Below are 11,925 nucleotides of genomic sequence, written 5' to 3'. Positions count from 1 at the left end.
TATCTCAGGACGGGACAAATGATAGATAATAAAAAGCCCTGTTAATACAGGGCTTTTTTGTATCTGAAATAAATTAAAGTGAAATACTAAGCATTGCCTTTAACTTTCATATTCAAGGTTTTTGCAAAATCCAACATTCTATTTAATGGAATAAGCGCTTCATCACGCAGCGCGTCATCAACAAACACTTCATGCTGTGTTTTATCTTCAGCACTTAACGAAGCTTCAATTGCTTGTAAACCATTCATTGCCATCCAAGGACAATGAGCACAACTTTTACAAGTCGCTCCATTACCACCAGTCGGTGCTTCAATTAATGTTTTACCTGGCGCAGCTTGCTGCATTTTGTAGAAAATGCCGCGATCGGTAGCAACAATGAACTCTTGATTAGCCATTGTTTGCGCAGCTTTAATTAACTGGCTAGTTGACCCAACAGCATCTGCAAGAGCAACCACATTTGCTGGTGATTCAGGGTGGACAAGAATTGCTGCGTTGGGATGTTGAATCTTTAGTTCTCTTAACGCTTTTGCTTTAAATTCATCATGGACAATACAATCACCCTGCCACATTAACATGTCAGCGCCGGTTTCTTTGGCAATATAACTACCTAAGTGACGGTCTGGCCCCCAGATAATTTTTTTACCTTCGGCGTCTAAATGTTCAACGATTTCTAAGGCAATACTTGATGTCACGACCCAGTCAGCTCTTGCTTTTACAGCTGCAGATGTATTAGCGTAAACCACAACAGTATGATCAGGATGTGCGTCGCAGAACTCAGAAAATTTATCGATTGGACAGCCGATATCTAGCGAACATGTTGCTTCTAAAGTAGGCATCAAAACTGTTTTTTCAGGACTTAAGATTTTAGACGTTTCGCCCATAAACTTAACGCCTGCTACGATGAGTTTCTTTGCAGGATGATCACGACCAAAACGAGCCATTTCAAGAGAATCAGATACACACCCTCCTGTTTCTTCTGCCAGAGCTTGTATTTCAGGATCGGTATAATAGTGTGCAACTAAAACAGCATCTTGTTCGATTAATAACTGTTTAATTCTTGCTTTGTAATCTGCTTTTTCAGCGTCTGACAACACAGCAGGTTTAGCAGGAAAAGGATATTCAATAGAGTCAATATTCGGTGCCGAGGTGATCATTATGGTTCCGAGAAGTTACAACGTCCGAGGATTATACAAAAACACTTAACAAAATTAAAGGACGCATTAGCGTCCTTTAATTTGATTATGCTGAAAACAATGATGACTACTTCATCGCTAATAGCATTTCTTGTGGTTGCTCAAGATATTTTTTCCACAAATTACAAAAACGAGCAATGGTGCCACCATCAATAACACGATGATCGCCAGACCAACTCACTTGCATAATCTTACGTGCTTCAACTTCACCTTTAGCATTAAATCGAGGCAATACCTGTAGTTTACCTAAAGCAACAATTGCGACTTCAGGTTTATTGATAATTGGCGTGGCTACTGTGCCACCTAAAGCGCCAATATTAGAAATTGAAATCGTGCCACCTTTTAAATCCGCTGGGCTGACTCGTCCACTTCTAGCGGCGTTAGTTAGTCGCGTGATTTCTGCGGCAACATCAAGAATAGATTTATCTTGTACGTCTTTGACATTTGGTACTAGCAAACCCACTTTTGAATCAACGGCCATACCAATATTATGACTTGCCTTGTATGTTAACTCGCTACAATCTGAATTAACTTGGCTGTTCATCACTGGGAATGAATTGATTGCTAAAGACATTGCCTTCATAAAGAAAGGCATCATGGTTAGTTTTACTTCATCTGATGAATAACGTTCTTTCATCTCAGTACGAAGTGCAACTAATTCTGTTAAATCAAACTCTTCACAATAAGTAAAGTGAGGAATAGTTGAAACTGACTCAACCATCATCTTAGCCATAACCGCTTTTACGCCTTTAATTGGCTCTACTGTATCTGCAGCTTGTTTGACAATAGACTGTGAAACCGTGTCGTTAACAGGTGATGGTGTCGGAGTCGTCACAGGTTGAGCCTGTGCATTCGATGAACTGCCATTGGCAAAGTTTTCTACATCTTCTTTATATACTCGACCATTCTTACCACTGCCGGGTACATTAGCAATGTTGATATCTAACGTTCTCGCTAAGCGACGAACGGCAGGACTTGCTAATGCTTTTCCTTGTGGTACTGAAGTAGTCGTTGAAGCCGGTGTTGTCGTTGCTGTTTCTACTTGCGTAGATTCCACTACTGAACTAGTTGATTCGACTTCAATAGCGAATAAAGGTTCATGAACTTTAGCAAGTTGACCCTTTCGATAATGCAGCTTAACAATTTTACCATTTTTAATTGCTGGTATTTGTACTAACGCTTTATCAGTCATGACATCGGCAATGGGTTGATCTTCAACGACTTGATCCCCCTCTTCTACAAGCCACTCAACTAATTCACATTCGACAATACCTTCACCGATATCCGGTAAAAGGAATTCTTCAACAGCTTTACCAGATACGGTTACTGAATCAGTCGTTGAGCTAATTTCTACATTCTGCTGTTCAGTCGATACTTGATCATCGTTAATCTGTGATGAACTTTGTTTTGTTTGCTCGGCTGACGTAGCTTCAATATCAACGGCGTATAAAGGCTCATGTACTTTAGCGATTTCACCTTTTGCATAGTATAACTTAGTCACAACGCCACCATGTGGTGCTGGAATTTGTACTAATGCTTTATCTGTCATAACGTCAGCGATAGGTTGATCTTCAACGATAACATCGCCTTCTTTGACCATCCAATCAACTAACTCACATTCAACCACACCTTCGCCAATGTCAGGCAAAATAAAATCTTTAATCATATCTTGCTCCTAAAAATTGACTGAGGCTTTAATAGCTTCATAAGTTTTTAGCTCATCAGGCATGTATTCTTTTTCAAGAATTAATGGATATGGTGTATCAAGACCACAAACACGGCTGATTGGCGACTCTAGGTGTAAAAAACATTCTTGTTGGATTTGCGCAGCAATTTCACCAGCAAAACCACCTGTTAAAGGTGCTTCGTGGTTTATCAGAAGCCTTCCAGTTTTCTTAACCGATGCAGCTACGGTATCAACATCCCATGGAGACAAAGTACGTAAATCGACAATTTCACAAGAAATACCGTCTTTTTCTGCCATTTTGGCCGCTTTTTCTAAAATTTCCATCTGAGCGCCCCAACCTAACAAGGTTATATCGCTACCTACTTTAACGACTTCGGCTTTACCGAGTTCGATAACAAAATCACCAGCAGGTACTTCGCCAACAGATGCACGATACAAACGTTTAGGTTCAAAAAAGATAACAGGGTTAGGATCGCGAATTGATGCTAACAATAATCCTTTAGCTTGTTCTGGATTACGGGGTACTACAACCTTTAATCCTGGAGTTTGTGTGAAGTAAGCCTCAGGAGATTGTGAATGATAATGACCACCTGCAATACCACCACCGTAAGGTGTTCTAAAGGTTAAACCACCGACATTAAACTGATTACCACTGCGGTATCTGAATTTGGCAGTTTCATTCACGATTTGATCAAAGGCTGGAAAAATGTAATCAGCAAATTGAATTTCAGCAACTGCTGTCATGCCGTTAGAGGCAAGACCATTGGCAAAACCTGCAATGCCTTGTTCTGTTAACGGTGTATTGAAACAACGTTCACGACCAAATTTTTCTTGTAAACCAGAAGTTGCACGGAAAACACCACCAAAATGGCCAACATCTTCGCCAAATACTACCATGCGCTCATCATCAGTCATTGCGATTGATAACGCATCGTTGATGGCGTGTAACATATTCATTTCAGCCACGATTAAATTCTCCCTGCACTTTTTGGATATGACTTTGGATATTTCTTAATATGTTGTTTTAGCTCTGCCAATTGCTTTTCAAGGGCTGGCGTTGGCTTATCCAATACATCTGTAATCAATGAGTCAAGGTGCGGTAATGGCACTTTCTCTGCGACTTTTACTGCGTTTAACACTTCTTCTCGGTAATGTTCATACTGAGCAGCGTCATCTTTTTCGTTTAGCCAATCTTTATTGATCATCCAAAGCTTAAAGCGTTTTACGGGATCATGTTGTTCCCACTTGGCTTCTTCTTCTTTAGAGCGATAACCTGAAGGATCATCCGATGATGAATGCGCACCAAGACGATATGTCATCGCTTCAATCAACACTGGTGCATTATGCTCAAGTGCATAAGCTCTAGCTTGTTGTGTTGCAGCTAATACTGCAAGCATGTCATTACCATCAACTCTAATAGTGTGCATACCATAACCAACACCACGACTCGCAATACCATTACCAGCAAATTGCTCTTCGGTTGGAGTTGAAATGGCGTAACCATTGTTACGGCAGAAAAAGATAGTCGGAGACTTAAGCACTGCGGCCATATTTAAGCCAGCATGAAAATCACCTTCTGAAGCTGCACCTTCACCAAAGTAGCAAATTGCTACGTTACGTTTACCTTGTAACTTGAATGCATGAGCAACACCTGTTGCTTGCGGTATTTGCGTCGCTAGAGGTGAAGAAATGGTTTGATAATTAAGTTCATTACTGCCGTAATGAATAGGCATTTGACGCCCTTTGCCTAAATCTTTCTCATTACTGAACATTTGATTCATGAACTGCTCTGTGGTGAAACCACGATAGCGTAAAGAAGCATGCTCACGGTACTGGGCAAGAATTACGTCGCCATCATCAAGCGCAGCTGTACTACCAATAATTGAGGCTTCTTCACCAGTACAGGTCATGTAAAAACTAATCCGACCTTGACGCTGCGCACTTAACATACGTTCGTCTAAAACACGGGTAAATACACAAGTGTCGTAAATACGTTCAGCTAGTGCTTGATCAATGACAGGCATCACCGCATTTTCATATGTGGTACCGTCTGCTTGCAGAATTTTTAAAATAGGAATGTGCAATGACGCTTTGTCTAAGAAGCTGACACGATGCACTGTTTCATTATTCAGCGGTGCGTTGCTCATATTATGCTCTTGTTATCTGAGGCCTTATAAAATAAAGCTTAATTTATTATATGCGAAAGCACATTACGTTAACGTAAACTTACTATCAACTAATGTGCTTTCTTGTTGGTAAATAACCTTGCAAAAAATTTGTATATCTAACTTTACAAGTTATTGAATATCTTCATTGGGCGCTGGTACTAAACATAATACCGTGCGTTGCCCAACAGGTACATTTTCATTTGGAAAAACGATAGCTTCGTAGGGCTCTATAACCTTTATCTGTTGATTATTTTCAATTGCTAAAGTCTGGCCTTGCTCAAAGCCTGTAAAGTTTTCAGTCGTCTTAGAAAATGAAAAAGCAAAATCATCAAAATGCTTATTGATTGAACGTGATACTTTATACAGGTTGAGTTTATTGCTATCGAATACTGCTAATTCTGGTTCTATTTGAGTAATTAGCGCCGCTAACATTTTGTGGGTATTTGCAAATTTATGCATATCATTTTCACCAAATGGCATAACTTTACCTAGCTCAACGGTAAACGCATCAGCTTTAAATTGCTCTGATGAAAAATAACTAAATGTTGTTGTGGGTTCGTGATGAAACAAAATCGTATCTACATCGCAGCCTGCTAAAAACATTATTTGTTTTGCACTGAATGCTCTGCCTGGTCTGTAGGGATATATCGCAAACTTTTCATGCTTTGAAGGCTTGATAGCAGTGTGCAAATCGTAATGAATACGCTGCGAGTTATCATTGTCATTGAAAAAATCACTGACGTATTGTTCTAGCGCTTTAGCTCTCACTCGCTCTTTATTTATCAGCCCTTCTCCATCTGAATGAGCACCTGAAAACAAACGGTTCATGTTCTCTTCAACAAAGCGTGTTTGAGTCAATATAGAATCAGGGTTACCAATAATGAATAAAACACGATGCAGCGTTTCTATTTTACAAGTAAGTAAATCACTGATGAGTTTATTACATATTTCTATAGGCGCGGTTTCATTACCATGAATGGCACATGATAAAACCACATCCTTTGTAGAGCCAGATGCGGGGCTAAAGCTTATTACACCATTATCTAAGATTGTGACTGTTGTTTGATTTGATAATGTGAATGCTTGGCTTTTTAAAGGCTTATCAATATTGGCCAAAGTAAAAGCGAGAAAGTCATGATCGTCCATTAATTGCTGAAACACAAAGACTCCTTGAAAGACGTTTAAACGAATAGGTTTCATAATCGTGTTGATTCTAACACATTCAATGAACGCTAACGTTAAGTGTCATTTAACAAAATGTAAATCTTTGCTTGCATTCCTGCTGTGAACAAATATACTTTTAGCCATCTAGACTTCTTTATGGGTATAACTATGACATTAGCAACATTTGGTGCAGGCTGTTTTTGGGGCGTCGAATACTTCTTTAAACAAGTAGAAGGTGTTTTAGATGCCAAATGCGGTTATATGGGCGGGAATGATCAATACCAAACTTATGCTGAAGTTAAAGCGGGTAACACTGGCCATGCCGAAGTAGTTCAAGTTGAATTTGACGAAACCATCGTCTCGTACGAAACCTTAGTCGCTGTTTTTTGGCAAAATCATAATCCGACGACCTTGAATCAACAAGGTGAAGATATTGGCACACAGTATAGAAGCACTATCTTTTTCCATGATGATCAACAAAAAGAAATAGCTGAGTCAGCAAAACAACAATTAATCGCCAGTGGCAAATGGGGAAACCGTCAAATTGTTACTGAAATTGTACCATTAAAGCGTTTTCACATTGCCGAAGAATACCACCAAAATTATCTAGAAAAGAATGACTTGCCGAGCTGCCATATTTCGTTTTAACAAGTAAGCGCTGAAAATAAGTATAAAAAGGCACCACTTTGGTGTCTTTTGTGTACATAGTCGATTAAAGCAATCTATAAGTTAGACCGAACTGCGCTTTACCCGCCCCGTTAAATTCCCTACAATCCATTCAAATTGCTTAGGCATATGAATACGGAGATATACAACAATGAGTCAAGCACGTCATATTAACCTACTGATATTAGGTTCTGGCCCTGCTGGTTACACGGCTGCAGTTTATGCTGCACGCGCAAATTTAAAACCAGTTATGATCACTGGTATGCAACAAGGTGGACAGCTTACGACAACGACCGAAGTTGAAAACTGGCCTGGTGACGCGAATGATCTTACTGGCCCTGCATTAATGGAAAGAATGCAGCAGCATGCTGAAAAGTTTGATACAGAGATTATCTTTGACCATATTAACGAAGTTGATTTCAGTGAGCGCCCATTTAAATTAAAAGGTGACAACGGTGAATTCACTTGTGATGCCTTAATTATCGCAACAGGTGCGTCAGCTAAATATCTAGGTTTGCCTTCTGAAGAGGCATTCATGGGACGTGGTGTTTCTGCTTGTGCAACCTGTGACGGATTCTTTTATCGAAATCAAAAAGTGGCCGTTGTAGGTGGTGGTAATACTGCCGTTGAAGAAGCACTATATTTAAGTAATATCGCATCAGAAGTTCATTTGATTCATCGTAGAGATAGTTTCCGCTCTGAAAAAATCTTAATCAACCGATTAATGGATAAAGTAGCGAGTGGCAACATTATTCTACATTTAGATCAAACTCTCGATGAAGTTGTTGGCGATAATATGGGTGTTACGGGTCTAAAGATGAAGAGTACTAAAGATGGTGCGATTTCAGATTTAGACGTTGCGGGTGTATTTATTGCTATTGGTCATAGTCCAAATACCGGTATTTTTGATGGTCAATTAACCATGAATCATGGTTATATTACTGTAAATAGTGGACTACAAGGAAATGCTACCCAAACGAGTATTGAAGGTATTTATGCTTGTGGTGACGTTATGGATCAACATTATCGTCAAGCTATTACATCTGCCGGTTCTGGTTGTATGGCAGCGTTAGATGCTGAACGTTTCTTAGACGCTCAAAAATAAATTGCTATTTTTAGAATAAAGCCAACTATTTAGTTGGCTTTATTTGTGTCTTTTGAATATAAAACAACGTCTACATCGCCTTCCACATCAGGGTGCGACAGTTTTTCAATATATTTCATACCCAGTTTTTTCATTATATTAATTGAAGCTAGGTTTTCTTCATCTGCAATGGCGGAAAAGTGCTTTATGTTTTGCTGAGTTGTAAGCAAATGCTCCATCACAGCTTTTGCACTTTCAGTCGCTATTCCTCTTCCCCATGTTGATTGTTTAAAACGCCAGCCAATTTCTAAATCAGAATATGAAGGAGACAGAGTGAAGAAATGCATAGGTCGAATGAGTATCCAACCAAGAAAAGAACTAGGATGCTCTTTAAGAGATACTTTCCAAAGTCCCCAACCTCGTTCTGGGTTGATGTATTTAGCTAACCTCGGAATATAAATGTCTTCTATTTCTTGCGCTGAAGTGACTTTGCCACCGTTTATGTATTGCATCACAGCAGGGTCTTGATCTAACTCAAACAACAAGTCGCCATCGTTGAGTGTCATTAAACTGATTTGCAATCGTTCAGTGTGTAACTGTTCCATGTAAGTACACCTATTCTCTAAAGTATTAACACAACATTTTATTCGGTGTTTTTACTATCCTATAAGAATTTGGGGCATAAAAAAAGGAACCCGAAGGCTCCTTCTTTAAGCATAATAGCTAATTACTTAGCTAAAGCTTCTTTTGCTTTTTCAACTAAAGTAGTGAAAACTACTTTGTCGAATACAGCGATGTCAGCCAAAATCTTACGATCGATTTCGATTGATGCTTTTTTAAGGCCATTAATGAAACGGCTATAAGAAAGACCATTTTGACGAGAAGCCGCATTGATACGTGCAATCCAAAGTTGACGGAATTGACGTTTCTTCTGACGACGGTCACGGTAAGCATATTGACCAGCTTTAGTTACTGCTTGAACAGCAACGCGGTAAGTACGTGAGCGAGCTCCGTAATAACCTTTGGCTAATTTAAGTACTTTCTTGTGACGAGCACGAGCGGTTACACCACGCTTAACTCTAGGCATTGTTCATATCTCCTTTAATTAAGCGTATGGTAGTTGACGTGCGATTGCTGGCACATCAGACTTTGCAACTAAACATTTAGCACGTAAGTGACGTTTACGCTTAGTGCTCTTCTTTGTCAAAATATGACGTAAGTGTGCTTGTTTACGCTTGAAACCATTAGCGGTTTTTCTGAAGCGCTTTTGAACACCCTTATCTGTTTTCATTTTAGGCATTGCTAAAACTCCGCATTGGGACATTAATAAAACGTAAGGCGAGCAAAACCCTCAAAAGGACTTTGCTACTTTTTAGTGGGTTGCCCTACTATTTCTTTTTAGGTGCGAGGACCATAACTGCTTGTCGACCTTCCATTTTAGGGAAAGATTCAACTACAGCATATGTTTCCAAATCACCTTTGATACGGTTCAAAAGATCCATACCTAGGCTTTGGTGTGCCATTTCGCGACCACGGAAACGCAGCGTAATTTTCGCTTTGTCCCCATCTTCAAGAAAACGAATCAGGTTGCGTAGTTTTACCTGATAGTCGTTTTCATCAGTGCCAGGACGGAATTTTATTTCCTTCAGCTGGACCTGTTTCTGCTTCTTCTTTTGTTCCTTTTGTGCTTTCGCTTTATCAAAAAGGAACTTACCGTAGTCCATTATGCGACAGACAGGTGGCTCAGCATTAGGGCTGATTTCTACTAGGTCTACACCTGCTTCGTCAGCTAATTCCTGTGCCTGTGAAATACTAACGATTCCAACTGCCTCACCATTGATATCCGATAAACGAACTTCTGGTACGCCAGTGATTTCATCGTTAATACGATTAGGGGCTGGCTGTCGCCCTGCTGCTCTCTTGATCTTTATGACCTATTCCTCCAACAATAATAGACTACGGCTAGAAATTTGTTCTTGTATCTTGGCAGCGAAATCATTGATTTTCATCTTACCTAAATCGATACCGTCACGTGTTCTTACCGCAACTTCCTTATTTTCCATTTCTTGATCGCCTACGACCAATAAATAAGGTACACGCTTAAGCGTATGTTCACGTATTTTAAAGCCTATTTTCTCATTCCTCAAGTCTTTAGATGCACGAATGCCACTTTCTTTGAAAGTTTTAACAATTTCGTCAACATAATCAGACTGTTTATCAGTAATATTCATAACAATTACTTGCACAGGTGCAAGCCATGTTGGGAATTTACCTGCATATTCTTCAATAAGAATACCTAAGAAACGTTCAAGAGACCCTAAAATAGCTCTATGGATCATAACTGGTGTCTGGCGAGTGTTATCTTCTGCAACGTAAGTTGCACCAAGACGCGCTGGTAATGCGTAATCTAATTGGACAGTACCACACTGCCAAGCACGGTCTAAGCAGTCATGTAATGTAAATTCGATTTTCGGGCCGTAGAATGCGCCTTCACCTGGTAACACTTCAAATTCAATGTTATTTGCATCTAAAGCTTGCTTAAGTGCCTCTTCTGCTCTATCCCACATATCATCATCACCGATACGCTTTTCTGGGCGTGTCGATAATTTAACAACGATATTGTTGAAGCCAAAGCTACCATAAGTATCGTAAACCATTTGGATACATTCACTTACCTGCTCTTGTACTTGCTCGTCAGTACAGAAAACATGTGCATCATCTTGGGTAAAGCCTCGTACACGCATTAAGCCGTGAAGTGAACCAGACGGTTCATTACGATGACAACAACCAAACTCAGCCATTTTCAATGGTAAGTCGCGGTAAGATTTTAGTCCTTGATTAAAGATTTGAACGTGACCAGGACAGTTCATTGGTTTAATCGCATACTCACGATTTTCACTGTTTGTGGTAAACATCGCGTCAGCATATTTGTCCCAGTGGCCTGAACGTTCCCATAAGTTACGATCCATCATCAACGGACCTTTAACTTCTTGGTAAGTATATTGGCCTAGCTTTTGACGAATAAACTTCTCAAGTTCTAGATATAAACTCCAACCGTCGTTATGCCAGAACACCATACCTGGTGCTTCTTCTTGCATATGGTATAGATCAAGTTGCTTACCAATTTTACGGTGATCACGTTTTGCCGCTTCTTCAAGACGGTTCAAATGCACTTTTAATGCTTTTTTGTCTGCCCAAGCTGTACCATAAACACGCTGCAACATCTTGTTATCAGAGTTACCGCGCCAGTATGCACCTGCAACACTCATTAGTTTAAAGTGATGACAGAATTTCATGTTTGGCACATGCGGACCACGACACATGTCAGTATATTCTTCATGGTGATATAAAGCAGGTGTTGAATCCTTGCTAATATTTTCATCAAGAATTGCAATTTTGTATTCTTCGCCACGTGACTCAAAAGTGTCACGAGCTTCTTGCCAAGAAACAACTTTCTTAACAACACTATAATTTGTTTTTGCTAATGCCAACATACGCTTTTCAAGCGCATCAATATCTTCTTGCGTTAGCTTGTGGTCTAAATCGATGTCGTAGTAAAAACCGTTATCGATAACTGGACCAATCGCCATTTTGGTTTCAGGCCACATTTGCTTAATAGCATGCCCTAATAAATGCGCACAAGAATGGCGAAGTATTTCAACACCTTCTTCGTCTTTAGCCGTAATGATAGACAATTCTGAGTCTTTTGTGATCAAGTCACAAGCGTCTACTAGCTCGCCATTAACGCGGCCAGCGATACAAGCTTTAGCTAAACCAGGACCAATGTCGGCTGCGACATCTAATGTTGATACAGAATCTGCAAACTCGCGTTTGCTGCCATCAGGCAATGTAATAATAGGCATTATATTTCCTTATCCAGTGGTGACCCACACGTAGGGCCACTTGGTAATAATAAATAAAAAAGAAATGCCACCAAACTACAGACATTACAGGAGCCTGAGT

11 protein-coding genes and 2 pseudogenes are annotated in these 11,925 nt (G+C 39.8%); 2 read left to right on the top strand and 11 right to left on the bottom strand.

The features are described 5' to 3' along the window. Nucleotides 1-86: 86 nt before the first annotated feature. The 6 genes and pseudogenes from nadA to astE all read right to left on the bottom strand — a co-directional run bounded on the left by nadA (nt 87) and on the right by astE (nt 6,209). Nucleotides 87-1,154: a quinolinate synthase NadA gene (gene nadA / locus AB4128_RS17605; RefSeq protein WP_055023941.1), complete on the bottom strand. Its 1,068-nt coding sequence runs from the start codon at nt 1,152-1,154 to the stop codon at nt 87-89. Nucleotides 1,155-1,260: 106 nt separating this feature from the next. After that, nucleotides 1,261-1,992: pseudogene (locus AB4128_RS17600) on the bottom strand (2-oxo acid dehydrogenase subunit E2); the annotation flags it as partial. Nucleotides 1,993-2,072: 80 nt separating this feature from the next. Then, a pseudogene (locus AB4128_RS17595) lies at nt 2,073-2,859 on the bottom strand (biotin/lipoyl-containing protein); the annotation flags it as partial. 9 nt (nt 2,860-2,868) lie between these two features. Then, complete coding sequence (locus tag AB4128_RS17590; RefSeq protein ID WP_065108094.1) at nt 2,869-3,846, bottom strand: alpha-ketoacid dehydrogenase subunit beta; 978 nt, start codon at nt 3,844-3,846, stop codon at nt 2,869-2,871. Between the two features lie 2 nt (nt 3,847-3,848). Beyond that, entirely contained in the window at nt 3,849-5,027 is a 1,179-nt protein-coding gene (locus tag AB4128_RS17585) for a thiamine pyrophosphate-dependent dehydrogenase E1 component subunit alpha (RefSeq protein WP_055023944.1), read from the bottom strand. Nucleotides 5,028-5,177: 150 nt separating this feature from the next. Continuing rightward, nucleotides 5,178-6,209 carry a succinylglutamate desuccinylase gene (gene astE, locus AB4128_RS17580; RefSeq protein ID WP_080915705.1) on the bottom strand — a complete coding sequence of 344 codons (1,032 nt, stop codon included), beginning with the start codon at nt 6,207-6,209 and terminating at the stop codon, nt 5,178-5,180. 171 nt (nt 6,210-6,380) lie between these two features. On the opposite strand from astE, the gene msrA reads away from it, so the two are divergent. Both msrA and trxB read left to right on the top strand, forming a co-directional pair. Then, entirely contained in the window at nt 6,381-6,860 is a 480-nt protein-coding gene (gene msrA / locus AB4128_RS17575) for a peptide-methionine (S)-S-oxide reductase MsrA (RefSeq protein WP_080915704.1), read from the top strand. Between the two features lie 169 nt (nt 6,861-7,029). Further along, entirely contained in the window at nt 7,030-7,983 is a 954-nt protein-coding gene (trxB, locus tag AB4128_RS17570; protein ID WP_055023947.1) for a thioredoxin-disulfide reductase, read from the top strand. Between the two features lie 29 nt (nt 7,984-8,012). Here trxB and AB4128_RS17565 read toward each other — a convergent pair whose 3' ends face one another. The 5 genes from AB4128_RS17565 to thrS all read right to left on the bottom strand — a co-directional run bounded on the left by AB4128_RS17565 (nt 8,013) and on the right by thrS (nt 11,825). Further along, on the bottom strand, nt 8,013-8,567 hold the full coding sequence (locus AB4128_RS17565) for a GNAT family N-acetyltransferase (RefSeq protein ID WP_055023948.1): 555 nt from the start codon (nt 8,565-8,567) through the stop codon (nt 8,013-8,015). Between the two features lie 122 nt (nt 8,568-8,689). Continuing rightward, nucleotides 8,690-9,049, bottom strand: coding sequence for a 50S ribosomal protein L20 (gene rplT / locus AB4128_RS17560; RefSeq protein WP_012325107.1), 360 nt, complete (start codon nt 9,047-9,049; stop codon nt 8,690-8,692). An 18-nt stretch (nt 9,050-9,067) separates the two neighbouring features. After that, the gene (gene rpmI, locus AB4128_RS17555; RefSeq protein ID WP_055023949.1) at nt 9,068-9,262 is read right to left on the bottom strand and encodes a 50S ribosomal protein L35; all 195 of its coding nucleotides are present in this window, start codon (nt 9,260-9,262) and stop codon (nt 9,068-9,070) included. 88 nt (nt 9,263-9,350) lie between these two features. Beyond that, a complete protein-coding gene (infC, locus tag AB4128_RS17550) occupies nt 9,351-9,893 on the bottom strand; it encodes a translation initiation factor IF-3 (protein WP_080915702.1) in 543 nt (180 codons plus the stop codon). Between the two features lie 3 nt (nt 9,894-9,896). Next, nucleotides 9,897-11,825 carry a threonine--tRNA ligase gene (thrS, locus tag AB4128_RS17545; protein WP_372038456.1) on the bottom strand — a complete coding sequence of 643 codons (1,929 nt, stop codon included), beginning with the start codon at nt 11,823-11,825 and terminating at the stop codon, nt 9,897-9,899. Nucleotides 11,826-11,925 lie beyond the last annotated feature (100 nt).

This window comes from Shewanella sp. 10N.286.52.A9 (genome assembly GCF_041468985.1).
In the GTDB taxonomy this organism is placed as follows: domain Bacteria; phylum Pseudomonadota; class Gammaproteobacteria; order Enterobacterales; family Shewanellaceae; genus Shewanella; species Shewanella japonica.
This window is presented reverse-complemented; position numbering and strand designations above follow the sequence as displayed.

What these genes read in the sequence shown, in the direction of transcription:
- nadA (WP_055023941.1), bottom strand. Translation starts at nt 1,154, where the DNA reads ATGATCACCTCGGCACCGAATATTGACTCTATTGAATATCCTTTTCCT.
- rplT (WP_012325107.1), bottom strand. Translation starts at nt 9,049, where the DNA reads ATGCCTAGAGTTAAGCGTGGTGTAACCGCTCGTGCTCGTCACAAGAAA.
- rpmI (WP_055023949.1), bottom strand. Translation starts at nt 9,262, where the DNA reads ATGCCTAAAATGAAAACAGATAAGGGTGTTCAAAAGCGCTTCAGAAAA.
- trxB (WP_055023947.1), top strand. Translation starts at nt 7,030, where the DNA reads ATGAGTCAAGCACGTCATATTAACCTACTGATATTAGGTTCTGGCCCT.
- msrA (WP_080915704.1), top strand. Translation starts at nt 6,381, where the DNA reads ATGACATTAGCAACATTTGGTGCAGGCTGTTTTTGGGGCGTCGAATAC.
- thrS (WP_372038456.1), bottom strand. Translation starts at nt 11,825, where the DNA reads ATGCCTATTATTACATTGCCTGATGGCAGCAAACGCGAGTTTGCAGAT.
- AB4128_RS17565 (WP_055023948.1), bottom strand. Translation starts at nt 8,567, where the DNA reads ATGGAACAGTTACACACTGAACGATTGCAAATCAGTTTAATGACACTC.
- AB4128_RS17585 (WP_055023944.1), bottom strand. Translation starts at nt 5,027, where the DNA reads ATGAGCAACGCACCGCTGAATAATGAAACAGTGCATCGTGTCAGCTTC.